General features: G+C 63.4%; 22 protein-coding genes. 15 read left to right on the top strand and 7 right to left on the bottom strand.

The window, feature by feature from the left end; all coding sequences use genetic code 11:
• Positions 1-26: 26 nt before the first annotated feature.
• On the bottom strand, positions 27-287 hold the full coding sequence (locus AC1DXM_RS22285) for a hypothetical protein (protein WP_477236212.1): 261 nt from the start codon (positions 285-287) through the stop codon (positions 27-29).
• Between the two features lie 437 nt (positions 288-724).
• Between AC1DXM_RS22285 and AC1DXM_RS22290 the strand changes: the two genes are divergently transcribed.
• Positions 725-880 carry a DUF1127 domain-containing protein gene (locus tag AC1DXM_RS22290; protein WP_142867119.1) on the top strand — a complete coding sequence of 52 codons (156 nt, stop codon included), beginning with the start codon at positions 725-727 and terminating at the stop codon, positions 878-880.
• Between the two features lie 104 nt (positions 881-984).
• Here the strand turns inward: AC1DXM_RS22290 and AC1DXM_RS22295 are convergent, their stop codons facing one another.
• The gene (locus AC1DXM_RS22295; RefSeq protein WP_477236214.1) at positions 985-1,725 is read right to left on the bottom strand and encodes a sulfotransferase family protein; all 741 of its coding nucleotides are present in this window, start codon (positions 1,723-1,725) and stop codon (positions 985-987) included.
• 233 nt (positions 1,726-1,958) lie between these two features.
• On the opposite strand from AC1DXM_RS22295, the gene AC1DXM_RS22300 reads away from it, so the two are divergent.
• On the top strand, positions 1,959-3,164 hold the full coding sequence (locus AC1DXM_RS22300) for an aminotransferase-like domain-containing protein (RefSeq protein ID WP_477236216.1): 1,206 nt from the start codon (positions 1,959-1,961) through the stop codon (positions 3,162-3,164).
• Between the two features lie 167 nt (positions 3,165-3,331).
• Here AC1DXM_RS22300 and yghU read toward each other — a convergent pair whose 3' ends face one another.
• Positions 3,332-4,204: a glutathione-dependent disulfide-bond oxidoreductase gene (gene yghU, locus AC1DXM_RS22305; protein ID WP_477236218.1), complete on the bottom strand. Its 873-nt coding sequence runs from the start codon at positions 4,202-4,204 to the stop codon at positions 3,332-3,334.
• Between the two features lie 426 nt (positions 4,205-4,630).
• Between yghU and AC1DXM_RS22310 the strand changes: the two genes are divergently transcribed.
• The 9 genes from AC1DXM_RS22310 (at position 4,631) to AC1DXM_RS22350 (ending at position 14,364) form a co-directional block, all read left to right on the top strand.
• Positions 4,631-5,542, top strand: a complete 912-nt coding sequence (locus AC1DXM_RS22310) for a S1C family serine protease (protein ID WP_192249129.1) — start codon at positions 4,631-4,633, stop codon at positions 5,540-5,542.
• A gap of 354 nt (positions 5,543-5,896) precedes the next feature.
• Positions 5,897-6,493: a YdeI/OmpD-associated family protein gene (locus tag AC1DXM_RS22315; RefSeq protein ID WP_477236221.1), complete on the top strand. Its 597-nt coding sequence runs from the start codon at positions 5,897-5,899 to the stop codon at positions 6,491-6,493.
• Between the two features lie 217 nt (positions 6,494-6,710).
• Positions 6,711-7,418: an SDR family NAD(P)-dependent oxidoreductase gene (locus AC1DXM_RS22320; protein ID WP_477236223.1), complete on the top strand. Its 708-nt coding sequence runs from the start codon at positions 6,711-6,713 to the stop codon at positions 7,416-7,418.
• Between the two features lie 355 nt (positions 7,419-7,773).
• Positions 7,774-8,982 (top strand): ABC transporter substrate-binding protein, encoded by a 1,209-nt coding sequence (locus tag AC1DXM_RS22325; RefSeq protein ID WP_477236225.1) that lies wholly within the window; start codon positions 7,774-7,776, stop codon positions 8,980-8,982.
• Between the two features lie 14 nt (positions 8,983-8,996).
• Positions 8,997-9,779, top strand: a complete 783-nt coding sequence (locus tag AC1DXM_RS22330; protein ID WP_477236227.1) for an ABC transporter ATP-binding protein — start codon at positions 8,997-8,999, stop codon at positions 9,777-9,779.
• A complete protein-coding gene (locus tag AC1DXM_RS22335) occupies positions 9,772-10,476 on the top strand; it encodes an ABC transporter ATP-binding protein (protein WP_477236229.1) in 705 nt (234 codons plus the stop codon). Before AC1DXM_RS22330 ends, AC1DXM_RS22335 begins: the two co-directional genes overlap by 8 nt.
• Positions 10,477-10,480: 4 nt before the next feature.
• The gene (locus AC1DXM_RS22340; protein ID WP_477236231.1) at positions 10,481-11,368 is read left to right on the top strand and encodes a branched-chain amino acid ABC transporter permease; all 888 of its coding nucleotides are present in this window, start codon (positions 10,481-10,483) and stop codon (positions 11,366-11,368) included.
• A gap of 1 nt (position 11,369) precedes the next feature.
• The gene (locus tag AC1DXM_RS22345) at positions 11,370-12,341 is read left to right on the top strand and encodes a branched-chain amino acid ABC transporter permease (RefSeq protein ID WP_477236233.1); all 972 of its coding nucleotides are present in this window, start codon (positions 11,370-11,372) and stop codon (positions 12,339-12,341) included.
• A gap of 313 nt (positions 12,342-12,654) precedes the next feature.
• Positions 12,655-14,364 (top strand): adenylate/guanylate cyclase domain-containing protein, encoded by a 1,710-nt coding sequence (locus AC1DXM_RS22350; protein WP_477236235.1) that lies wholly within the window; start codon positions 12,655-12,657, stop codon positions 14,362-14,364.
• Positions 14,365-14,638: 274 nt separating this feature from the next.
• Here AC1DXM_RS22350 and AC1DXM_RS22355 read toward each other — a convergent pair whose 3' ends face one another.
• Genes AC1DXM_RS22355 through AC1DXM_RS22370 form a run of 4 tightly spaced genes read right to left on the bottom strand, consistent with a single transcriptional unit; the run spans position 14,639 to position 19,238 of the window.
• Positions 14,639-15,595, bottom strand: coding sequence for a Csu type fimbrial protein (locus AC1DXM_RS22355; RefSeq protein ID WP_477236642.1), 957 nt, complete (start codon positions 15,593-15,595; stop codon positions 14,639-14,641).
• 14 nt (positions 15,596-15,609) lie between these two features.
• Positions 15,610-18,027 (bottom strand): fimbria/pilus outer membrane usher protein, encoded by a 2,418-nt coding sequence (locus tag AC1DXM_RS22360; RefSeq protein ID WP_477236237.1) that lies wholly within the window; start codon positions 18,025-18,027, stop codon positions 15,610-15,612.
• Positions 17,999-18,721, bottom strand: a complete 723-nt coding sequence (locus AC1DXM_RS22365) for a fimbrial biogenesis chaperone (protein WP_477236239.1) — start codon at positions 18,719-18,721, stop codon at positions 17,999-18,001. Before AC1DXM_RS22365 ends, AC1DXM_RS22360 begins: the two co-directional genes overlap by 29 nt.
• Before the next feature lie 25 nt (positions 18,722-18,746).
• The gene (locus tag AC1DXM_RS22370) at positions 18,747-19,238 is read right to left on the bottom strand and encodes a Csu type fimbrial protein (RefSeq protein WP_477236241.1); all 492 of its coding nucleotides are present in this window, start codon (positions 19,236-19,238) and stop codon (positions 18,747-18,749) included.
• Positions 19,239-19,933: 695 nt separating this feature from the next.
• Between AC1DXM_RS22370 and AC1DXM_RS22375 the strand changes: the two genes are divergently transcribed.
• The 4 genes from AC1DXM_RS22375 to AC1DXM_RS22390 all read left to right on the top strand — a co-directional run bounded on the left by AC1DXM_RS22375 (position 19,934) and on the right by AC1DXM_RS22390 (position 23,425).
• Complete coding sequence (locus AC1DXM_RS22375) at positions 19,934-20,035, top strand: putative RiPP precursor (RefSeq protein WP_477236243.1); 102 nt, start codon at positions 19,934-19,936, stop codon at positions 20,033-20,035.
• Between the two features lie 45 nt (positions 20,036-20,080).
• Positions 20,081-20,470 carry a DUF427 domain-containing protein gene (locus AC1DXM_RS22380; protein WP_477236245.1) on the top strand — a complete coding sequence of 130 codons (390 nt, stop codon included), beginning with the start codon at positions 20,081-20,083 and terminating at the stop codon, positions 20,468-20,470.
• Between the two features lie 158 nt (positions 20,471-20,628).
• Positions 20,629-21,186: a sigma-70 family RNA polymerase sigma factor gene (locus AC1DXM_RS22385; RefSeq protein WP_477236247.1), complete on the top strand. Its 558-nt coding sequence runs from the start codon at positions 20,629-20,631 to the stop codon at positions 21,184-21,186.
• 142 nt (positions 21,187-21,328) lie between these two features.
• On the top strand, positions 21,329-23,425 hold the full coding sequence (locus AC1DXM_RS22390) for an EAL domain-containing protein (RefSeq protein ID WP_477236249.1): 2,097 nt from the start codon (positions 21,329-21,331) through the stop codon (positions 23,423-23,425).
• Positions 23,426-23,427: the final 2 nt, after the last annotated feature.

Here is a 23,427-nt window from a genome sequence, read left to right on the forward strand (position 1 = left end):
GCCTCGTCCCGTCGACGGCTGGCTTGTCAGCCCTTCTTCATTGCCTTCATGGCCATGTCCATGTGCATCACGCAATCGTCGGCCTTGTTGGCCTTCATGGCTTCCTTTGCCATGTCCATTTCCTTCATGGCTGCGTCCTTCTTCATGGCGTCGCCGGTCATGGCGTCCATGTCGGTCTGCAACTTCATCATCGATGCGTCGTCGCATTTCATCATTGCATCGTCTGCGAACGCCGGTTGAGCGACGACCACAGCCAAAGCAGCAGCTGCAAGTATGGATTTCAGCATGACGTTTCTCCTACCTTTTCCCAATCGGGGATGAATCTCCCCCTTGTTGTTTCGGTGGCAGGCAAAAAACGTTACGCTGGCGGCCAGCTTAATATTTTCGTTCTCTCGGGGAACCTCTTCAGAGAAACAGATTTCGCGGACCCCTGCAGGCTGAAGCGTTGCCTGGCGGATATTACCGCCGTGCCCTTTGCGTCACCCCGACGGCGGCTGAATCGACACTTCAGGCCAGCAGGCCAAGTGTCTGACATCGCTGGCCAGATGTACTCTGGCGCGGCCCTTCGTAGCGCCTCTCTCATTCCGTGAACTGATTTGCATACAAATGTTTCTGGGCGGGCACGCTATGTGAACCGCTTCACCGTTGCCGCGCAATCGATCGGTTACAGAGGCGGTGCAAGAGCGGGCTCGAGGCAGCGCTCTGCTGCTGCATGGAGGAACCGATGTTTGAAAGTCTCACCAGAATTCGCGCCGCCTTGGCGCGCGCCAGCAGGCACAGGAAGACCGTGCGGGCACTGAATGCATTGCCGACGGAGATCCAGAAGGACATTGGCTGGACGGAGTCGAAGGCGATCGATGAGATACGGCTGCCGTTCTAGGGCGGTCGCGGCGCGCCGAACTCGCACGCGCCAGGCGCGGCGACTGCTGAAGTAAGCCAGTCGTCCGCCTCCTCAAGATGGAGGCAGGCTCTTGCTCTCCTTGCCTACCCCAGCCACCACCACAGCGCCGCAAGTACAAGCACGACGGCGCCGATCGACAGCCCCAGCATGATGTAGCTGCCCTTGATGATGTCGCGGATGATCTTCTTGACGCTTTCGCGGTCGTTGAGGTTGGGGAAGGGCTCGTTGGGCAGCGCGACGCCGAGGAAGGCGCAGAGCGGCGCCCAGCCGTCGCTGACCTTAAACACCAGAAGCTTCTCCGGCGGTACGGCCGCTATTACTTCTTCGGTGTAGGCGTTGTAGCGCGCCACCGCCTTGGCGCGGTCGTCCATCACGCCGGCAAGCGTGCGGCCCCAGACCAGCTTGTGCGCCATGTCGCCGAATTTGCGGCCGAACGGCGTCAGCCATTCCAGCACCTTGAACTGCCAGACATTCTCGGTGAAGTAGATCGTGTCGATGGTGCTGTCGTACCAGGCTTCGGCGCCGCGCGGGTGCAGGGTGAGCAGAACCTTGGCGTCGGGATAGGCAGCCATCAATTCGCGCCACACGCAGCAGCCGGGGTTGTCGACCGTCGCCTTGTAGCTGGCAAAGACCCGGTTCCAGTCGTGCTGCGTGCCGGGCGGGCTGTTCGCCACCTTGCGCCAGAAGTCGAGATGGCCCTTGTTGGCTTTGTTGAGGATGACTTCCTGCATGTGGTAGCTCGGAAAGCCGAGCCTGTTCAGCGCGGCGAAGGTCGACCACGTGCCGGTGCGGCCGAATCCGGCTCCGATGACCTCGAGCGTCATTTTATCCCCCTGCTTGAGACCGCTTTTCTTTTTATGCCGGTCGGCTCGGAATGAGGTTGCATCCACGCCTTCGGTCGCGCAACAATTTTCCACGTTGCGCGGTGAAAATGTGTTTGCTTTTCCGCCTGGGCCACGCGGAATGGCATTCTGGCTATTCCAGCAGGCGAGGGAGCCTGATAATAGGTCAGCCAGATTGACCTAAATGGTCGAACCATCCACGGGGAGGTGGGCTGATGAGTTTGATGGACCTGTTGGCGTCGCGCGCCTCGCGCATGAAGGCGTCGGAAATCCGCGAGCTGCTGAAACTGCTCGACCAACCTGACATCATCTCCTTTGCCGGCGGCATCCCCGATCCGGCTTTGTTTCCGTCGCAAGCCATCGCCGATGCCTATGCCTCGGTTCTCGGCGGCCCGGACGCGGGTACGGCACTGCAATACCAGGTCTCGGAAGGCTATCTGCCGCTGCGGCGCTGGCTGGCCGGCCAGATGGGCAAGCTCGGCATCGGCTGCGATGAGCACAACATCTTCATCACCTCCGGCTCGCAGCAGGCGCTGGATTATCTCGGCAAGCTGTTTTTGTCGCCCGGCGACACCGCGCTGGTGACGTGGCCGACCTATCTCGGCGCGCTGCAGGCCTTCAACGCCTATGAGCCGCGCTATGACCGGCTGACGCCGGATGGCGGCAACATGACGCCGGCCGCCTACCAGGCGGCGGCTATGGCCGCTGGCGGTAAGGTCAAGTTTGCTTATCTCGTTCCGGATTTCGCCAACCCGACCGGTGAGACGCTGAACCGCGCGCAACGCGAGGCAGTGCTCGATCTTGCCGCCGAGCTAGACATCGCCGTCATCGAGGACGCCGCCTATCGCGCGCTGCGCTATGACGGCGAGGGCGAGCCGCCAATCCTGGCGCTCGACTGCGAACGCTCCGGCGGCATCGAAAACGCCCGCACGCTCTATTGCGGCTCGTTCTCAAAGATCCTGTCGCCGGGCATGCGCGTCGGCTGGGTGTGCGCGCCGCGCCGCGTCGTCGAGCGCCTGGTGCTGATGAAGCAGGCGTCGGACCTGCACAGCCCGTCGATCAACCAGCTGGTCATGCACCGTGTCTCCGAGGCGGTGTTCGACGGCCAGGTGGAAAAGCTGATCGACGCCTATCGCGGTCGCCGCGATGCCCTGCTTGCCGCGCTCGAAGCTGAAATGCCCGACGGTGTGAGCTGGAGCCGCCCCGAAGGCGGTATGTTCGTCTGGCTGACGCTGCCTGAGGGCTCGGACGCCACGGCGCTGCTCGCCCGCTCGGTCAAGGAAGCCCGCGTGGCGTTCGTGCCAGGCAATGCGTTTCATGCTGACGGTTCAGGCCGCAACACGATGCGGATGAGCTTTACGCTGGCGGACGAGAGAGCGGTGGGTGAGGGCGTGCCGAGATTGGCGAAGTTGATGGGGTAATCTCCCCCCTTGAGGGGGAGATGTCGCCGAAGGCGACAGAGGGGGTCGCCGGGCGTGGAGAGCTAACCTTCTTCTGTCGCGAGAGGTCGCGCCCAGTCGGGCCGACCCCTCTGGCCTGCCGGCCATCTCCCCCTCAAGGAGGGAGATTACAGTTCCGGCGCCGCGCCTCAGTCTGCTACGGCCACCAGCTTGTCCTGCGTCTTCGTCTCGAAATCGCCGGCGTCGTGGCGTTCGTGCAGCTGCATCGCCGGATCGCCGAAGGCGCGGTTGACCATGCGGCCGCGCTGCACCGTCGGGCGGGCGTCGACCGCCTTGGCCCAGCGCTGCACGTGCTCGTACTCCTGCACCGACAGGAACTCGGCGGAATCATTGTACATGCGGCCGAGCGCCAGGCCGCCATACCAGGGCCACACCGCCATGTCGGCGATCGAATAGCCGGCTCCGCCGAGATATTCGGTCTCCGCCAGCCGGCGGTCGAGCACGTCGAGCTGGCGCTTGGTCTCCATGGCGAAGCGGTCGATGGCGTATTCGAATTTCTCCGGCGCGTAGGCATAGAAATGGCCGAAACCGCCGCCGAGATAGGGCGCCGACCCCATCTGCCAGAACAGCCAGGACAAGGTTTCCGCGCGCGCCGGCTGTTCGGTCGGCAGGAACTCGCCGAACTTTTCCGCGAGGTAAAGCAGGATCGAGCCGGATTCGAAGACGCGAACCGGCGTCTTGCCGCTCCGGTCGAGCAGCGCCGGGATCTTGGAATTGGGATTGACGTCAACGAAGCCCGAACCGAACTGGTCGCCATCGTTGATGCGGATCAGCCAGGCGTCGTACTCGGCGCCCTTGTGGCCGAGCGCCAAGAGTTCCTCCAGCATGACAGTCACCTTGACGCCGTTCGGCGTCGCCAGCGAATAGAGCTGCAGCGGATGCTTGCCCACCGGCAGCACCTTGTCATGCGTCGGGCCGGCGATCGGCCGGTTGATGCTGGCGAACGTGCCGCCATTGGCTTTCTTCCAGCTCCAGACTTTCGGCGGGGTGTATTCGGTCATGCGAGAATTCCTTGGATTTGGCGGGCGGAAACGGCTTGCGCGACGGCGCGAGACTGATGGCGGAAAAGTCGGCGGAACGTAGATATTGACAGAGATAGGTGCAATTCAGAAAGGTTCAACTTCCGTTGAACTATTATCAATGGTTAGCAGCCGGTTCGCGAAGCGAATTCATCGTGCCAGTGGCACGATGAAAGGCCGGCGAACGCCGGGACGCTGCAAAGCAGCGAGGACCCGGCCAGTAGATGAGGGGCAGCGCGAGGCCGAATGTTGCCCGGCCCTTCGCATGGCTCAGGGCGCTCGAGCCTCGAAAAGCCAAGCAATTGGCTTTTCGTTCGCTGGGCGAACCGTCTCTCGCCCCCTTGCGCCTTCTGCAGCGCGGCATACCTATAGAGGATACTGCCCACGCCTATCTGCCAGGATGAAAGCATGCCCATAGATCCCCTGTCCCCGCTCTTGCGCTCCGTCGTCGCCGTGCGCGCCACGGTTCCCGACGACGCCTTCACGGCGAACGCCCTGGGCACGCGCCGGGAAGGCAGTGGCGTCGTTATCCGCGCTGACGGGCTCGTGCTCACCATCGGCTATCTCATCACCGAGGCTGAGGAAGTCTGGCTGACCGATCAGGACGGCCGCGTCGTGCCGGCGCATGCGCTGGCCTATGACCAGGAAACCGGTTTCGGCCTGGTGCAGGCGCTGGCGCCGCTCGGCCTGCCGGCGGTGGCCCTGGGCGATGCCGAGAAAGCCAAGGTCGGCGACCCCGTGGTGTTTGCCGACGGCACCGGCCGCTCGGTCAAGGCGCACATCGTCACCAAGCAGGAATTCGCCGGCTATTGGGAATATCTGCTCGATGAGGCGATCTTCATCGCGCCGGCGCACCCGTCCTGGGGCGGCGCGGCGCTGCTCGGCCAGGACGGCAGCCTGCTCGGCATCGGCTCGCTGCTGTTGCAGATGAGCCGCAACGGCGAGGTGGCCGACATCAACATGGTCGTGCCGATCAATCTGCTGACGCCGATCCTCGACGATCTGCTGACGCGCGGCCAGGTGGCGAAGCCGCCTCGTCCGTGGCTTGGCGCTTTCTCGGCGGAGTCGAACGGCGCCGTGATTGTGATGAGCGTCGCCGAAGGCGGCCCCGCCGCCAAGGCGGGCCTGCGCCAGGGCGACATCATCTCCGACGTGCGCGACGGCGAGGTCGACGGCCTCGCCGATTTCTACCGCAAGCTATGGCAGAACCCCGCCGGCTCCGAGATTCCGCTAAGGGTCGTGCGTGACGGCCGCGAAACCTGGCTCAGGGTGAAATCCGCCGACCGCAACAGCTTTTTGAAGAAGCCGCATTTGCAGTGAAGGCCGATCCCCCTCGTGGGGGTTGAGGAGCGCTCCGCAAAGCGGACGGAAAGCCAATTGCTTGGCTTTCCGAGCGACGAACGCCCGGCAGGGCAGAGGGGGGCGCGAAGGATCGCGACCTCTCGATCTATTTTCTGACGAGAAACACGACTTAGGCGTGGCCGATACTGGCTGATATGCTGGCGGGACAGCGCCCCCCTCTGGCCTGCCGGCCATCTCCCCCACGAGGGGGGAGATCAGCTGTCACCTGCGGCGCAAGCCAACTTCGAACTAGGCTAGGGGGTTATCGACGCTGCTGACAGAAACTGGCATCGACAACCGAAAGAACCGGGTCCGGCAACAAACGAGGTGATGATGGCGCCGATCAAGGTCGATCCGGAAAAAGTTCGCGAATTCCCCGATCCCGAAAGTTTTTACGCCTGGCTGCGGGAGAACCACGCCGACGAGACCGAGGTCTGGATCAAGGTGCACAAGGTCGGCTCCGGCCTCGCCTCGATCACGCCCAAGCAGGCAATCGACGTGGTGTTGTGCTTCGGCTGGATCGATGCCGTGCGCAAGTCGCTCGATGACAAGAGCTTTCTGCAGCGCTACACGCCGCGCGGCAAAAAGAGCATCTGGAGCAAGATCAACATCGACAATGTCGCCCGCCTGGTCGAGGAGGGCCGCATGACCGAGCACGGGCTGAAACAGGTCGAGGCGGCCAAGGCCGACGGCCGCTGGGACCGCGCCTATGCCAGTGGCAAGGACATGAAGATCCCCGACGATCTGCAGGCCGCCATCGACGCCGAGCCGAAGGCAAAAGAAATGCTGGCAAAGCTGTCCGCCCAGAACCGCTTCGCGCTGGCGTTTCGAACGCACAACATGAAAACCGAGGCAGGGCGCAGGAAGAAGATCGAGGCCTTCGTCGAAATGCTGAAGCGCGGCGAGACGATCTATCCGCAGAAGCGGTGAGGGGGCTCGCCATCGATTCCGGTTTGCGCTTGAACACCCCCCTCTGTCCTGCCGGACTGTCCGGCAGGACAGAGGGGGGTGTGACGGAACTCGACCTCTCTCACCGACTCGCCATTCATGCAACGCGTCGCATGATGATTGCGCTTCCCACGCCTAATCATTCGATCTTACTCATGCCATGTTCGATGGGTGATCGTCGTGGACCAAGGAGCCAGCCATGCCTTCCACCCCTACCCATTCCGGCAAGGTCGCGCTCGTCACCGGCGGAAATCGCGGCATCGGCCTGGAGGCCGGCCGCCAGCTGGCGGCGCTCGGCTTCACCGTGCTGCTTGGCACGCGTGATCCGGCCAAGGGCGAGGCGGCGGCGAGGCAACTGGGCGGCAAGGTGGAAGCGATCGCGCTAGATGTCGCGGCAGTCGATGCAGCAGCCCTTGCCGCGGCCGAAATCGAGCGCCGCTTCGGCCGCCTCGACGTGCTCGTCAACAACGCCGCCATCCACTACGACCCGCGTGCGCGGGCGCTGAAGCCCGACTGGACGGTGATCCGCGAAGCCTTCGAGACCAATGTCTTCGGCGCCTGGCGCATAGCTGCCGCCTGCGCGCCGCTGCTCAGCACCTCCGGCCATGGCCGGCTGGTCAACGTCTCCTCCGAGGGCGGTTCGCTCGCCTCGATGGGCGCCGGCGCGCCGGCCTATTCGACGACCAAGGCGACGCTCAACGCGCTGACCTGCATCCTGGCGGCCGAATTGCGCGGCGCCGGCGTGCTGGTCAACGCCATCTGCCCCGGCTGGGTCGCGACTGACATGGGCGGTCCGGGCGGGCGTCCCGTGGCACAAGGGGCTGCCGGCATCGTCTGGGCCGCGACCTTGCCGGACGACGGCCCGACCGGCGGCTTCTTCCGCGATGGCAAAAGGCTGCCGTGGTGAATGAAGCCGAGATTTGCAAGATAAGCCGCTGAAAAACATGGGTTTTCCACTCGATCGACGTGAAATCGAGATAGGAGTGGAAAAATCAGCCCGGTCAATGCCTTAGCCAGCAAGCAGCCGAAACCCAGCTCGTTGGATCTGAAAGCCGCCGAGACGCCCATCCGCCATGCTACGAAAATAGCATTCTCGCCGCGCGAAATGTGATGCTACGTTCCCAGCGCACCCGAGGCGGAGGGGCGCAGAGGAGGAGTGGCGGGCGCGACGGCGCGAATTTCACTGAAATTCGGACGGAACTGTTGAACCATTGCAAGGCCGCCGCGTTTCCCGGCGTCGGCCACAAGGGAGGAACCCACCTGTGAAAGCATCCTATCTCGTCTCCGCCGCGCTGCTTGCGGCGACCGCCATGCCCGCGGCAGCGGCCGAAATTTCCGACGGCAAGGTCAAGATCGGCATCCTCAACGACCAGTCGGGCGTCTATGCCGATTTCGGCGGCAAATGGTCGGTCGAGGCCGCCAAGATGGCCGTCGAGGATTTTGGCGGCAAGGTGCAAGGCGCGCCGATCGAAATCATCAACGCCGACCACCAGAACAAGCCCGACATCGCCTCCAACATCGCCCGCCAGTGGTACGACACCGAACAGGTCGACGCGATCATGGAGCTGACGACCTCTTCGGTGGCGCTCGCCGTCCAGGGGCTGTCCAAGGAAAAGAAGAAGATCGACATCGTCACCGGCGCCGCTTCGACAGAGCTGACCGGCAAGCAGTGCTCGCCCTATGGCTTCCACTGGGTCTACGACACGCATTCGCAGGCCGTCGGCACCGGCGGCGACCTCGTCAAGCAGGGCGGCGACAGCTGGTATTTCATCACCGTCGACTATGCCTTCGGTTATTCGCTGAAGGACCAGACCGCAAAGCTGGTTGAAGCCAGCGGCGGCAAGGTGCTCGGCGAAGTGCGCTACCCCTTGGGCTCCACCGACTATTCCTCCTTCCTGCTGCAGGCGCAGTCCTCGGGCGCCAAGGTCGTCGGCCTCGCCAATGCCGGCCTCGACACCTCCAACTCGATCAAGCAGGCGGCGGAATTTGGCATCGTCGCCGGCGGTCAGCGGCTGGCGGCCCTTCTCTTCACCCTTGCCGAAGTGCATGGCCTCGGCCTGCAGGCCGCACAGGGCGTGGTGCTGACCGAAGGTTTCTACTGGGACCGCGACGACAAGAGCCGCGACTTCGCCGACCGCTTCTTCAAGCGCACCAACCGCATGCCCAACATGGTCCAGGCCGGCACCTATTCAGCGGTGCTGCAATATCTGAAGGCCATCGACAAGGCCGGCACCGACGAGACCGAAGCGGTCGCCAAGCAGCTGCATGAATTGCCGGTCGACGACGTTTTCACCGCCAACGGCAAGGTGCAGGCCGACGGCTCGATGGTGCACGACATGTATCTCTATCAGGTCAAGAAGCCCGAGGAGAGCAAGAAGGACTGGGACTACTACACCTATCTGGCGACCATTCCGGGCGACAAGGCCTTCACCAAGGCCGAAGACAGCGGCTGCCCGCTCGTCACCAAGTGACAGCGGCGCAAGCTGTGGCCGGCCAGTCGGGCGGCGCAAAGGACACGCCGCGGGTGGTGCTTTCCGCCCGCGGCCTCAGGCGTGATTTCGCCGGTTTCGTCGCCGTCAACAATGTCGATCTCGACGTCCATCACGGCCAGATCCATGCGCTGATCGGGCCGAACGGCGCCGGCAAGACCACGATCTTCAACCTGTTGACCAAATTCCTGCAGCCGACCAGTGGCAGGATCGAATTGTTGGGCAACGACATCACCCGCACCGCGCCGGCCAGGGTGGCGCGCATGGGGCTCGTGCGGTCGTTCCAGATCTCGGCGACCTTTCCGCATCTGAGCGTGCTCGACAATGTCCGGGTCGCCCTGCAGCGGCCGAGCGGGCTGGGCTTCCAGTTCTGGCGCTCGCTGGCCGCACTCGACCAGCTGACACCGAGAGCACGCGAGCTTCTCGCCATCGTCGGCCTCGACGACGTCGCGCTCCGTATGGCCGGCGATCTCTCCTATGGCAGGAAGCGCGTGCTCGAGATCGCCACCACGCTGGCGCTCGACCCCAAGGTGCTGCTGCTCGACGAGCCGATGGCCGGCATGGGGCACGAGGATGTCGGCGCCATCTCCGGCATCATCCGCTCGCTCGCCAGGGACCGCGCCGTGCTGATGGTCGAGCACAACCTCACCGTCGTCGCCGATCTCTGCGACTGGATCACTGTCATGCAGCGCGGCCAGGTGCTCGCCGCCGGCGACTACGCAACGGTGAGCACGGACGAGCGCGTCCGCATCGCTTACATGGGGACGGAGCATGAGTGAGCCGCTGCTTGCCGTGCGCGATCTCCACGCCTGGTACGGCGAGGGCCATGCGCTGCATGGCGTCAACCTCGATGTCTTTCGCGGCGAGACGGTGACGCTGCTTGGCCGCAACGGCGTCGGCAAGACCACCACGCTGCGCGCTATCATGGGGCTGGTCCGCAAGCGCTCTGGCAGTGTGACCTTCGACGGCAGCGACCTGATGCGCCTGCCATTGCATCGTGTTGCCCATAAGGGCCTGGGCTTCGTGCCGGAGGAACGCGGCATCTTCGCCACGCTCACCGTCGACGAGAACCTGATCCTGCCGCCGGTGGTGGCCAAGGGCGGCATGAGTGTCGAGGAAATCTTCGATCTCTTCCCCAATTTGAAGGAGCGCCGCAACAGCCCGGGCACAAAGCTCTCCGGCGGCGAACAGCAGATGCTGGCCATCGCCCGCATTCTGCGCACGGGAGTGCAGATGCTGCTGCTCGACGAACCGACCGAGGGCCTGGCGCCGGTCATCGTCCAGCGCATCGGCGAATTGCTGGCGACCTTGAAAAAGCGCGGCATGACCATCCTGTTGGTCGAACAGAATTTCCGCTTTGCCGCCCGCATCGCCGACCGCTTCTATCTGATGGAGCACGGCAAGGTGGTGGAGGGTTTTGCCGTAAGCGAGCTTTCTGCTCACACCGAACAGCTGCACGAGGTGCTTGGGGTATGACGCCATGACGATGATCTTCGGCATCCCCGTCCAGGCCTTGCTCGGGCAGATGCTGGTCGGGCTGATCAACGGCTCCTTCTATGCCATGCTGAGCCTTGGGCTGGCCGTCATCTTCGGCTTGCTTCGCATCATCAATTTCGCCCATGGCGCGCTCTACATGTTCGGCGCCTTCATCGGCTATCTGATGCTCGTTCACCTCGGCATCGGCTACTGGCCGGCACTGGTCCTGGTGCCGCTCGTTGTCGGCGTATTCGGCATGGCGGTCGAGCGCCTGGCGCTGTCGCGGCTCTACCGGCTCGATCCGCTCTACGGCCTGCTCTTCACCTTCGGCCTGGCGCTGGTCATCGAAGGCGTCTTCCGTTTCTATTACGGTGTCTCCGGCAATCCCTACGCCGTGCCGACGCAGCTCGCCGGCGGCACCAATCTCGGCTTTATGTTTCTGCCCAACTATCGCGGCTGGGTGGTGGTTGCTTCGCTCATCGTCTGCATCGGCACCTGGCTGCTGATCGAAAAGACCAGGCTTGGCTCCTATCTCCGCGCCGCGACCGAAAACCCCGAGCTGGTGCAAGCCTTCGGTGTCAACGTGCCGCTGCTGCTCACGCTCACCTACGGGCTGGGCGCGGCCCTTGCGGGGCTCGCCGGCATCCTCGCAGCACCGGTCTACCAGGTCAGCCCGCTGATGGGGTCGGACTTGATCATCGTCGTCTTCGCCGTCGTCGTGGTCGGCGGCATGGGCTCTATCCTCGGCGCCATCGTCACCGGCTACATGCTCGGCCTCGCCGAGGGCCTGACCAAGGTGTTTTATCCCGAGGCGTCGAACCTCGTCGTCTTCGTCATCATGGCAATCGTGCTGCTGCTGCGCCCCGCCGGCCTGTTTGGAAGGGATGCCTGAGATGAGCGAGGCGACCCTTCACGAGCAGCGCACCGCCGCTTCCGTTCGGCTTGAGCGGGTGCTGATAGCATTGGCCATACTGGCGCTCATCGCCGCGCCCTTCTTCGTCTACCCGATCTTCCTGATGAAGATGCTGTGCTTCGCGCTGTTTGCCTGTGCCTTCAACCTGCTGCTTGGCTACACCGGGTTATTGTCCTTCGGCCATGCCACCTTCTACGGCGCCGCCGCCTATTTCTGTGCCTACGCCGTCAAGGACTGGGGCTGGCCGCCGGAAGCCGGCATCCTGCTCGGCACCGCGGGTGCTGCCGTGCTCGGACTGGTCATGGGCTTCCTCGCCATCCGAAGACAAGGCATCTATTTCTCGATGATCACGCTGGCGCTGGCGCAGATGTTTTATTTCTTCTGCGTGCAAGCGCCGTTCACCGAGGGCGAGGATGGCATCCAGGGCGTGCCGCGCGGCACGCTGTTCGGCGTCATCGATCTCAACGTCACGCTGAACATGTATTTTATCGTGCTCGCCGTTTTCCTCATCGGCGTCTTCGCCGTCTGGCGCATCGTCAACTCGCCCTTCGGCATGATCCTGCGTTCGATCCGCGAGAACGAGAACCGAGCGATCTCGCTGGGCTATTCGGTCGGCCGCTACAAGCTCGCCGCTTTCGTCATGTCGGCAGCGCTCGCCGGGCTTGCCGGCGCCACCAAGGCGATCGTCTTCCAGTTCGCCACGCTGACCGACGTGACCTGGCAGATGTCGGGCGAGGTGATCCTGATGACGCTGCTCGGCGGCATCGGCACCATGGTCGGCCCTGTCGTCGGCGCCGGCCTCGTCGTCGGCCTGGAAAACACCCTCGCCACCTCCGGCTTCCCGGTGACCATCGCCACCGGCCTGATCTTCATGATCTGCGTGCTGGTCTTTCGCCGCGGCATCGTCGGCGAGATCTACGCGCGGTGGCTGGGGCGGGCGGTAAGGACATAGGGCAGTAGCGGTGAGTTTGCGGCTCTTAGCCCCTTTTCATATGATCGAAATAGCATTGTAGAAGCACTTGGAAAGTTCATCCGTTCATACACTCCGTTGGCTCGACCCGGTCGCGAATGACCCAAAGCGGACCTGGCGCGGCGTCCAGACCCCGACCCTTCGTCCGGCTGGGACGGCGGATCGTAGTGCTGCGGCGGTGATGGATTATTGTTGGGGTTCCAAGTCTCCCGCCTGAGGCTTTGACCTGCTATATTCAGTCAAACTAGCAGGGGTAGCGGTGGTTACGGCGCGCGTTGAGAGACGGTTAGCGGCGGTGTTGGCAGCGGACGTTGCCGGTTATGCGCGGTTAATGGGCGCTGACGAAGTCGGCACGCTCGAAGTCCTTAAGGCCATCCGCCGCGAAATCGTTGATCCAGCCATTGCGGAGCACAAGGGCAGGATCGTTAAGACAACTGGCGACGGTCTCTTGGTCGAATTCGCCAGCGCTGTCGACGCGGTGACTTGCGCCATGGCTGTTCAAGAGAAGATGGCCGGCCGGGAGGGGCAGATTGCCTTTCGCATTGGCATCAACATCGGCGACATTATTAGCGACGAAAACGACATCTTTGGTGATGGCGTGAATGTGGCCGCGCGCGTTGAGAACGAGTGCTCGCCGGGCTGCGTGTGTTTGTCGGGAAGTGCGTTCGAACAAGTCAGGGGAAAAACGAAGTTCGAGTTCGATGATCTAGGCGAACGATCGCTAAAGAACATTGATCGGGTGGTTCGACTATATGAAGTTAAACCTGGTAACGCACCGAAGACAACGATTGCGGATAGCAATCGACCGCTGCCATTACCCGACAAACCTTCAATCGCCGTTCTACCGTTTCAGAATATGTCCGGTGACCCGGAGCAAGAGTACTTCGCTGATGGCATGGTGGAAGACATCATCACTGCGCTTTCCCGTTTCAAATGGCTGTTCGTGATCGCCCGCAATTCGACCTTCACGTATAAGGGGCGGTCCGTTGACATCAGGCAGGTTGGACGGGACCTAGGTGTTCGTTACGTGTTGGAAGGCAGCGTGCGACGGGCCAGCGACCGAGTACGGATCACAGCGCAGCTTATTGACGCGGAGACCAGGGCCCATATTTGGGCAGATCGCTACGACCGCGCCGTCGACGACATCTTTGCTTTGCAGGATGAAATCACATTGAGCACTGTCGCCGCGATCGAGCCCAGCCTGCGCCAAGCCGAAATTGAACGGGCGAAGCGCAAGCGACCTGAAAATCTCGACGCCTACGACCTTCTGCTACGTGCGACGCCTCTGGTGGATACTGGGATGCCGGAGGGCGCGTCGCAGGCAGTGCCACTCCTTGAGCGCGCACTTTTAATTGAGCCGAACTACGCGCTCGCGCACGGCCAGACGGCGTTTTGCAATGAAATACTATATCTCCGAGCGGGAAGGCGTGAAGACAATCGCATCGCTGCGATACGGCACGCGCATACTGCAGTGGCGCTTGGCCCCGACGATGCCCCGGCACTTGTCTACGCCGCAATCGCTATCGGTCTTGTCGAACATAACCGTATCTTGGCTCAGGAAACGTTCGAGGCCGCCCTTGCAATCTCCCCATCGGCAGCGTGGGCATATTCCTGGGGCGCGTTGATTTTGGGCTGGGGAGGGGAAGCCGAGCGTGCCATCGAATGGGGCGAGCGGGGTATCCGGCTTAGTCCGCTCGATCCGTGGATTACGGCGGCGCTGCACGGCATGTGCATGGGTCATTTTCTTCGCGGGCGCTATGAAGATGCTGCGGCGGCAGCGCAACGGGCCATTCGTAGCAAGCCAGGTTTCAGTGTCTCGTACATGTTTCTGGCAGCCGCGCTTGCTAAACTCGGACGAATGGAAGATGCGAACGCGGCTGCCGGGCGCGTGATACAACTTCAACCCAACTTCAGCTGCAATGGTCAGTGCTCCGCCATCGGTTGCGTGCCGGTACTCGCAACACCTCTTATCGAAGCAATGCGCGATTCAGGTCTTCCCGAATAATCAGGATCCGCCACATCGCTGCCGATGTGGCCGGCCATTGCCAGCATCCCAGGATGTGTGCTGTTGGCCCATCGCGTCGTTTAGCTGCGCTGCAGAATTTGGTCGCTATCAGTGGATAGCGGACTCTGGCAGCCCGTCCGCCCGGCCGATTTACGGGTTCACGGCCTAGTTGGCCTCCTCAACGAACACCGCGACTGGGCGACCTGCCTTGGCGCCGCGGCATCGTCGGCGAACTTTACGCGCGGTGGCTGGCGCCCGCTGACGACGGCCGCGATCAATAGGTGATGGTCACCACCACCGTGTCGGTATAGACGCCGGCCGAGGGCGTGGTCTGCGGCGGCACGCGGCCGTAGACGGTGAGCGGTTGCGCCGCGCCGGTCCCGGTGCCGGCGACCGTGCTTCCCGGCGTTCCGGCGTCACCCCAGGGCTGCGTGCGCGCATTGTCCTTGTAGAGACCGTAGGTGACCCGCTCGGCGCCTTTCGACATCTTGCGGTTGGTCGGTGTGCCGCCTGTCGTGCCGCCATTCAGCGACACCGTATAGGCGGTCGACGGCGTGCAGGTGACCGTGACCTGGCCGGTGGCGTCGACATTGGCGTCGAGCACGCCCTTGGGGCCGAAATCGATGTTCTGGGTGGCGACCAGGCAATTGGCCGGAACCGTGGCGTTGATGGTGAAGGTCGGAGAGGCGCCCAGGGTGCCCAGGCCGGTGTCGCAATTGTTGCCCAACAGCGTCGTCCGGTAGCGGATCTCGACTTGCCCGCCCGAAAATGTCGACAGATAGGTGCCGGGCGGAACGGTCGCCTGGCCCCCGGGAACCCGGCCATAGATCGTCGCGGTGCCCGATGAACTGCCCAGCGGGTTGGGGCTCAGCAAGATCGGCGGCGGGCGCGAGGCATAGGCCCAGGCATAGGAGCCCCAGACGACGCTCATTCCGGGGTCCGAATAGAGCTGGTAGTCGAGGCTGTTGGCGCCGCTCACCATCTGCCTGGCCGCCGCCGAGGAGGCGCCGCCGGTGCCGGCAGCAAAATGCGGGCAGACCAGGATGGGCAAGAGCAATGGCAAACTGCCGCTGCACGTCATGTTGAGGGTGGCCGTCGACGTCGACGCGGTGCCCGACAGCGTGTCGATGAGGCCGAAATTCATGTTGGTTACGCTGAAGCTGCAGCTCTGCGCCCGGGCCAGCGATGGCAACATCGCCACCAGGATGGCAACGATTGCAGCGCGCAGCATTCGGCCAGGCATTGTCATTGGCACACCACATTCTTGATCGTCACTTGCTGCCCGCGCGCCGCTTCGAAGGGGAAACTTGCCCGGCATGAGCCGCCGTCCGTCAGGCCGACCACTACCACATTCTGCTTGCCGAGGCCCTTGATGTAGGCCTGCCCGTCATAGCCGACGACGAAGTCTTCCGCGCCGCCGTCAACGCGCCCCGACAGTCCGGCTTCGAGCGGCGCTCCGCTCCCATCGACCAGCGTCACAAGGGCTGCCTGCGCCGCTTCCGACACGCCGAACTTCAGCACCACGCCGTTGCGGTCGGCCGGGACGACGGTCTCCTTGGTGGTCGGGACATCGGCATCGACGGGCAGATTCTCAGGGTCGATGGAGACCGTGTTCAGCTCATAGGAGTTGAGCCCGGTGACCAGGATGCGGCCTTTGCTGTCGGTCTTTCCGACCGGCCTGTTCTGATGCAGCACCTCGACGTCAGGCGTGCCGACATCGACGACGGCAAAGGCATCGTCGATGCGGTTGGTGGCGAACACGCCGCCGCCCGCCACCGCGATGGCCCCGTCCATCTGCCCGGTCACGCGAAAATCCTTGTCGAATTGCTGGGCGCCGGCCTGGAAACGCGCAAACGGCGCGCGATAGCTGACAGCGGCCGAGCGGTTGGGGACCTCGCCCTCCGACGTTCGCAACTGCCAGCCGATGCTGAAGTCCTCCGCCCGTTCCGACTTGGCGAGGTCGGCAACGACATTGAGGCCGTCAGGCCCTTGCTCGACCCCTGTCGATGCCGTGATGTCGTCGTTGAACGGGATCGAAAGCCCGGCGAACACGCCATAGCTGCTGTCATCGTCGAGATCGGCAAAGGCGGTGGCATAGAGCGTGCTGCGCTTGAAGATCGCCTGGCTGTAGGACAGCCCGACGATCTGGCTGGTATCGCCCTCGGCGCTCTTCAAATGCGTATAGGAGAGGTTGAGGCTGGAGAAATCGAGCGGCATCGGCACGCTGAGCGTCACCTGGTCGACCGCGCGCGGCACGCCGGCGCTGAAACGGGTGAAGTCGTCGGGGTCGAGAACCGGCTGCGCCGTCACCGAGGCGATGTCTTCATAGCCGCCGAAGGCCCGCTTCATGTGCGCGTTGATCGCCCAGCCGTCATAGCCGAATTCGACGCTGGCATCGACCAGCGAGCCGGTGCGCCCGTCATGATGGCTGCCCGCCGCCGCCACCGACGCCGCACCGTAAGGTCCGAGCGAAAAGGCAGCGCCGACGCCGCCATTGATCAGGTCGGCGCCGCCCTCGGCATGGGCTTCCAGCGTCAGCCGGTCGCTCAGGCCGTAGCGCGCCGTGGCTTCGCCCATGACGCGGCCGTCATAGTCGTCGGAGGAGATGCCGAAATTGCGCCGCGCCATGCCCGCCTCGGCGGAAAAATCGAGCAGTCCCTGACGCAGCAGCATGCTGGATGCATAGAACGGCAAGGTGGCGGTGGTCTCGCGCCCGAGGCTGTCGCGCAGCACCACCTGCGCTTGCCCGGCGCCGGTGAACACCGGCAGATTGGTGACCTGGAAAGGTCCGGGCTGGATGTCGCCGGAATAGGTGCGCACGTTTTGCGTATAGACCTCGAGTGTCGACGGCACCGCCGCCGTGCCGCCGAAGGAGGGCAGCGGCAATGTCACCAGATCCGAGCGCAGGCTGAAATTGCGCTGCGCCTGGATGCCGCCGAGATAGACGGGCCGCGTCCACGACAGTCCGCCGGAGACGAAGTCGCCGGCCCGGTAGGTCATCAGCCGGTCTGGGTCGGAATAGCTCCAGGTCGTGTTGAGCCGCGTGAAGCCGCCGAGCCTGCCGTCGGAATAGCCGGCGATGAACGATTGGCTGAGCGTTCCATAAGGGCTGAACACACGTGTGTCGAAGCCGCCCGAGATGCCCTGGAACAGTTCGTTGTCGCCGTCGAACAGTGTGTTGGAGCTGGCAAACAGCGAGTAGTTCAGCACCGCGCCATAGCCTGATTGCGGCGCCGGCCGGTCCTGCAAGCGCAAGCCGAGATCGATCATGCGCGCCTCGCGGCTGTCATTGGCGGCGGTGACGTAGAGCCGCTGCGCCGCCTCGTCGATCTGAAACGACACGTCCGCCAGTTGGTCGAGCCTGACCAGGCCGCCAGCACCTTCGGCACCCTCCGGCGGCTTCAACCCGACCTCCTTCAGCTCTTGCGCCGTCGCTGCCAGGCCCCCATCCGGCATTTCGGTGAAATTGCCGATCAGTTTCGTAGAGGTGTCGTTGATGAACACCTCCAGATAGAGGCTGCGGCGGGCCGGCAAAACGGGATCAGGCTCTTCAGTGTTCGTCACGGCCGGCGGCTCTTGCGAGTTCACTGCCGGGCAAGGTGTGAAAGTCGCGAGCGCGACGACAATCGCGGTGCTAGCGGCCCTTGACGGCAACTTTGGCATCGAAGGGTCCAAGATCGCTCTGTGCCTTTAAAAGCACGGAGCCCGCGGACAGTGATTTGCTGCTGCCGATCGGCCACTGCATGGTCGCGCCGCCCAGCACATAGCCGACAAGCCCGTTTCGGTTGCCGAGCTTCTTGCCGCCCTGGGTCAGCGTCAGGTTGGACAGGCGAAAGCGGCTCTGGCCGCTGTTGCTGGCGGTGAGCATCAGGCTGCCGCCATTGCGCGACAGGCTCCACGCGATCGCCGGCGCGGCTGCGTCGGCATTGCGGAAGAACACCGGCACCGAATAGCGCAGCGCAAGCGCAACCGTACCGGCCTTCTTGCGCGAGGGGTCGGGCAGTTCGTCGACGATGACGCGGTAGCTCTCTTCGGCCCGCACCGGCGCCTTCGAGACGCGCACGACGCGAACCACGTATTGGGCGTTGGGTCCGAGCTTGGTCGATGGTGGGCTGGCGACGACATCCGTGGTTGGCGTCAGCGTCTCGATGCCGCCGGACTGGCTCCATGCGAAGACCCTGATCTGCACATTGATCGGCCGCTTGGCGTCGTCGTTGCTGAGGTTGAGGACCGCCGAGGCGTCGGGAGCGATCAGCTCAAGACCTGTCGGCGCCACCCTGAGCGAAGCGGCGTGTGAGAGACCGGCGCACAGCAACAGAACAGCCGTGGCGCCAATGCATGAAAGCATGGATCGCATGTCGTCCTCGTATTGGCGTCGTTGGTCAGTAGGTTACGGTGATCGCAACGGTGTCGGTGTAGAGGCCTGCCCCCGGCGTCGTTTGCGTTGGAACACGGCCATAGACCGTAATGTTCTGCACGCTGCCATTGCCGGTTCCCGAAACCGTTTCCGTGGGAATCGTTGTCCCCCAGAGCTGCGTGCGGGTGCTTTCCCTGTAGATCGTGTAGTTGATTGTCGCCGACGCCGGTCCGGTCATCTTGCGGACCGCGGTGGTCGCGCCCGCGCCAAGCCCGACACCCAGACCCACATCATAGGTCTGGCCGGTCGTGCACTGCACGCCGATGGTGCTGTCCACGTCGATATTGGCGTCGATGACGCCGTGTGACCCGAAATTGAGATCGCTTCCTGTCTGGACCTTGCATTCATTTGTGATCGTGATGCGCACGGTCAGATTTCCGGTCGCGGTCGCGGCGATCGCGGGCAAGGTTGGAAGCAGCGACGCTCCCGCCAGCAGCGCGTATTTCAGCAATCTCATACGTATGTTCCTCCGTCGGGCAGACCGTTCCTCGCGAACAGTCCTTACCCGGATTTCAACCCTGCAGCCCCTCCCACTATACGCCCCGCAAAGACATCAACGATATCGGCAATGTCAAAAGCGATCAGCGTAATGATTAGTACAACTTAGATTCGGATTACGACAGATGAATAGCTTCAATTGTATCGGATAATTTTAGTTAAGATTTGGTTAACAAGGATAAAATCGACACTTTTTGGAAGGGATAGTTCGTCCGTCGACAGTTTATTTTAGACTTTTTGCTCAAAAGGCGAACATTCAGACCGAATCGCCTTGATTTGATAGAGTTTTGGCTGTCGTCTCGTATTGTCGATTATTTCGCGAGGCTATGCCGACGCCAAGCGGCCATCGCCGTCGCCGCTGGTCCGCATAGCCCAAAACGCTGTTCCGGCCTGCCTAAGCCTGGCAGTTGTGCCGCCAGGGCCGCATTCCCCAAAACCGTATTCCGCCCAGCCCAAGCATGGCCGTGCCGGCTGAGATAAATCCACCGCCGTCGGATCGCGGGAAACATTTGGGAATCATTCTTGCCACGCTCACCCCGATTTCCGCCGGCCGCGCATCGGCCGGGCGGGAGATGCGCCTGTCGTCCCTTCGAGCCATGATCGCACACCGGCAGCCGCGCGGACCGGCTGCAGACGTCAAGAAAAGGAAGAACGATGAAGAAGGCATACGAGAAGCCAAGGCTTCAGAAGCGCGAAAAACTGAGCCGCGTCACGGCAGTGATCATCCTGTCGGGCCCCGTCGAGAACGGCAGCTGACGCCTTCGATCGGCATCAAACCCACCGCTGACAAGGAGAACGGCCATGGATCAGCATGCGAACCCGTCACCCGGCTTTCGGCGCAATCCGGGCAAGGTGATCACCGTCGAGCCCTTCAAGGGGCGTGTCGTCGTGTTTGCCAATGGCGCCATCATCGCCTCGTCGTCGAAAGCCAAAATAGTGACCGAGCCGCCTTATCCCTTCTCCTTCTACATCCCGTTCGAAGACATCGACTTTCGCAAGCTCAAGAAGACGGCGCTGTCGACGCTGTGCCCCTACAAGGGCGACGCCAGCTACTGGGACGTGCTGCCGGCGGGTGGAGCCGGCAAGGACGCGATGTGGGCTTATGAGCATCCATTCGATGAGATGGCGGGGATTCGCGACCACGGCGCCTTCTATCCCGACCGGGTCACCATCGACGCCGCGCCGCGCTGAGCATCATGCCTGTTGCCCGAAAAGTGCATCGCGTTTTTGGAGCCAACGACATGCATGAACAGAGGAACTTTCATGCCAGCCGAAGCTGCCCTCGGGCTCGACCCGAGGGCGCACCGGTTTTGCATCGGCGACAAGCCGACAACGAAGACAACAAGCTCATGGACGAAAAGCAGAGAGCCATCCTCGACGAAATCCCGCGTCTGCGGCGCTATGCGCGCTCGCTGCTGCGCGACCGCGATTCCGCCGACGATCTCGTCCAGGACTGCCTGGAACGGGCGCTGCTGCGGCTGGACAACTGGCAGACGGGAGAGAGCCCGCGAAAATGGCTGTTCACGATCATGCATCATCTGTTCATCGACCAGATGCGCAAGGTGAACCGGCGTGGCGAGGCCTCGATGCTGCCCCTGGAAGCCGGCGAGGTGCAGGCCTCTCCCGCCGACCAGCTGGAGAACGTCGCGGCGCGCGAGATCATCGACTCGCTGCAGGCGATCAGCCCCGACCGCCGTGCCGCGCTGACCATCGTCGCCATCGAGGGCTTTTCCTACGCCGAGGCCGCCGAGATGCTTGGCGTGCCGGCCGGCACGCTGATGTCGCGCATTGCGCGTGGCCGCGAGGAACTGCGCGGCCTGCTCGAGGACAATGCGCGCCGCCGCGCGATAAGGATTGTCGAACCCGGGCCGGGCCGGACGGGCCCAATCAGGGCGCCGATGGCATGAGGAACCCCGATCGCATGATCACGCCACACGGCATGATACGACCCGATTGCAGGCTTTGCGCCCGGTACGGGCACGCATCCGGTAACGGTTTCTTGTCTGCTTTCGTGCACAATGGCGGAGATGGGATGGACGAAACCAGGGCATGGCTGAAGAGAAAATACGCAACGGCGAGTTCTGGGCGCTGGCGCTCGAATGCGCTCATCTCGGCGTATGGGACTGGGATATTTTGAGCGGCGACTGCTTCTATTCGCCGACCTGGTCGCACATGCTCGGCTATGAGGATGGCGAGCTTGCCGACACCAGCGATCTCTGGCTGAAGCTGACGCATCCCGACGACCGCGAACGGGCGCTGGCCAGCGGCGAGCGCCACATTGCCGGCCTGACCACTTCGATCGAGACCGAGCTGCGCCTGAAGCACAAGGACGGCCACTGGATCTGGGTGCTGGACCGCGGCGGCATTGTCGAGCGTGACGAGACAGGCAAGCCGGTCAGGCTGATGGGCGTCCAGACCGATATCAGCCGGCAGAAAGAGGCCGAGGCCGAACTGGAGCGGGTCAATGTGCGCTTCCGCCTGGCGCTGGCGGCCAGCGGCACCGGCATCTGGCATCACGATATCGACGCCAACAAGAGTTATTGGGATGCCCGCACCAGGGAGATTTTCGGCCTCGTCGCAGACACTGACGAGGTGGCCGCCGATCTCTGGCACACCTATCTCCACCCCGACGACAAGGACACCACCGAGCGCGCCCATCTGGCCCCGCTTGCGACCGACGCAGTCATTGCCTCGCAATACCGCATCATCCGGCGAGACGGCGAAATCCGTCATGTCGAATCGCTGGTGCGCTTCATCTCAGCTCCGGACTCTGCGGGCCAGATTCTCGGCACCGTGCGCGACATCACCGAGGACAAGAAGCGCGAGCAAGAACTCGCCTACGCCGCGCACCACGATGCGCTGACCGGTTTGCTGAACCGCGCTGCATTCGACCGGCTGCTGGCTGTCCACATCGCCACCGTGCGGCTTCTGCCGCTGGCGGTGTTCTATGTCGATCTCGACTACTTCAAGGCGCTCAACGACTTTGCCGGCCACGCCGCCGGCGACCTGGCGCTGAAGGGCGTCGCCGCCGGCATAGTGGGCTGCCTGCCGGCATCGGCGCGCGCCGCGCGCCTGGGCGGCGACGAGTTCGCGCTGCTGGTTCCCAATTGCCAGCCGGCCGCGGCCGAGACGCTGGCCGGCGCAATCCTTGCGGCGGTGCGCGACGCCGACCTCGGCCTGCCGGCCACGTCGCGCAAGCTCGCGGCCAGCATCGGCATCGCCTTTGTCGACGACACCACCACGACGGTGGCCGATGCGTTGGCCTGCGCCGACGACGCCTGCTACGCGGCCAAGGCCGCGGGGCGCAACCGCTTTGCGGTGTTTTCGGCAGACTCGGCCTCGGGCTCCGGCGGCCTCAACGCGGCGCGTGTCGCCGCCGACACCGTCGACGCCATGGACGACGGTCGGTTGAAACTGTTCGGCCAGGAGATTCATCTGCTTGGGAAACCTTGGCGGGAGAGCCGTCATGTCGAAGTGCTGGCGCGGCTTGTGGGCAAGAATGGCAAGCTGATCCCGCCGGGCGAGTTCATTCCGGTTGCGGAGCGCTTCGGCATTGCCTCACGGCTCGACCGCTGGATCATCAGGACCGCGCTGTCGCAGCATGGCCCGGCCATGAAATCGGGCGCCATCACGCTTGGCTTCAACCTGTCGGCGCAGACACTGAGCGATCCGCTGCTGTGGGATTTCGTCGACGCCGTCATCGCCGAGGCCGGCGCGCCGCATTCCGGCATCGGCTTCGAGATCACCGAGACCGCCGCCGTCACCAATTTCGACGCCGCCGAACAGTTCGTGCGCAAGGCGCGCGAGCGGCAATGCCGCGTCAGTCTCGACGATTTCGGCGCCGGCATGAGCTCGTTCGAATATCTCAGGCGCTTTCCCGTCGACCAAATCAAGATCGACGGCTCGTTCATCGAAAACATCGCGCAAAGCCGCTTCGACCGCGAGATCGTCTCAGCCATAACGGGCATCGCCAAAAGCCTGGGCTGCGCGGTGGTGGCCGAAAAGATCGAAGAGCAGGCCGCGCTCGACATTTTACGCGACATGGGCGTCGCCTACGGCCAGGGTTTTCTGCTGCACCGGCCGGAGCCGCTGGAAGCGATCGTGGCAAGGGCGAGCGCCGAGGCGCCGCACAAGCGGTTCGGCTGAAA

The sequence above is a fragment of the Mesorhizobium sp. P3_A2 genome (genome assembly GCF_056403115.1).

Bases quoted from the DNA above. Each gene is read 5' to 3' on its own strand.
- AC1DXM_RS22285 (WP_477236212.1), bottom strand. From the start codon at position 287: ATGCTGAAATCCATACTTGCAGCTGCTGCTTTGGCTGTGGTCGTCGCT.
- AC1DXM_RS22290 (WP_142867119.1), top strand. From the start codon at position 725: ATGTTTGAAAGTCTCACCAGAATTCGCGCCGCCTTGGCGCGCGCCAGC.
- AC1DXM_RS22295 (WP_477236214.1), bottom strand. From the start codon at position 1,725: ATGACGCTCGAGGTCATCGGAGCCGGATTCGGCCGCACCGGCACGTGG.
- AC1DXM_RS22300 (WP_477236216.1), top strand. From the start codon at position 1,959: ATGAGTTTGATGGACCTGTTGGCGTCGCGCGCCTCGCGCATGAAGGCG.
- yghU (WP_477236218.1), bottom strand. From the start codon at position 4,204: ATGACCGAATACACCCCGCCGAAAGTCTGGAGCTGGAAGAAAGCCAAT.
- AC1DXM_RS22310 (WP_192249129.1), top strand. From the start codon at position 4,631: ATGCCCATAGATCCCCTGTCCCCGCTCTTGCGCTCCGTCGTCGCCGTG.
- AC1DXM_RS22315 (WP_477236221.1), top strand. From the start codon at position 5,897: ATGGCGCCGATCAAGGTCGATCCGGAAAAAGTTCGCGAATTCCCCGAT.
- AC1DXM_RS22320 (WP_477236223.1), top strand. From the start codon at position 6,711: ATGCCTTCCACCCCTACCCATTCCGGCAAGGTCGCGCTCGTCACCGGC.
- AC1DXM_RS22335 (WP_477236229.1), top strand. From the start codon at position 9,772: ATGAGTGAGCCGCTGCTTGCCGTGCGCGATCTCCACGCCTGGTACGGC.
- AC1DXM_RS22340 (WP_477236231.1), top strand. From the start codon at position 10,481: ATGACGATGATCTTCGGCATCCCCGTCCAGGCCTTGCTCGGGCAGATG.
- AC1DXM_RS22345 (WP_477236233.1), top strand. From the start codon at position 11,370: ATGAGCGAGGCGACCCTTCACGAGCAGCGCACCGCCGCTTCCGTTCGG.
- AC1DXM_RS22355 (WP_477236642.1), bottom strand. From the start codon at position 15,595: ATGCTGCGCGCTGCAATCGTTGCCATCCTGGTGGCGATGTTGCCATCG.
- AC1DXM_RS22360 (WP_477236237.1), bottom strand. From the start codon at position 18,027: ATGCCAAAGTTGCCGTCAAGGGCCGCTAGCACCGCGATTGTCGTCGCG.
- AC1DXM_RS22365 (WP_477236239.1), bottom strand. From the start codon at position 18,721: ATGCGATCCATGCTTTCATGCATTGGCGCCACGGCTGTTCTGTTGCTG.
- AC1DXM_RS22370 (WP_477236241.1), bottom strand. From the start codon at position 19,238: ATGAGATTGCTGAAATACGCGCTGCTGGCGGGAGCGTCGCTGCTTCCA.
- AC1DXM_RS22375 (WP_477236243.1), top strand. From the start codon at position 19,934: ATGAAGAAGGCATACGAGAAGCCAAGGCTTCAGAAGCGCGAAAAACTG.
- AC1DXM_RS22380 (WP_477236245.1), top strand. From the start codon at position 20,081: ATGGATCAGCATGCGAACCCGTCACCCGGCTTTCGGCGCAATCCGGGC.
- AC1DXM_RS22385 (WP_477236247.1), top strand. From the start codon at position 20,629: ATGGACGAAAAGCAGAGAGCCATCCTCGACGAAATCCCGCGTCTGCGG.
- AC1DXM_RS22390 (WP_477236249.1), top strand. From the start codon at position 21,329: ATGGCTGAAGAGAAAATACGCAACGGCGAGTTCTGGGCGCTGGCGCTC.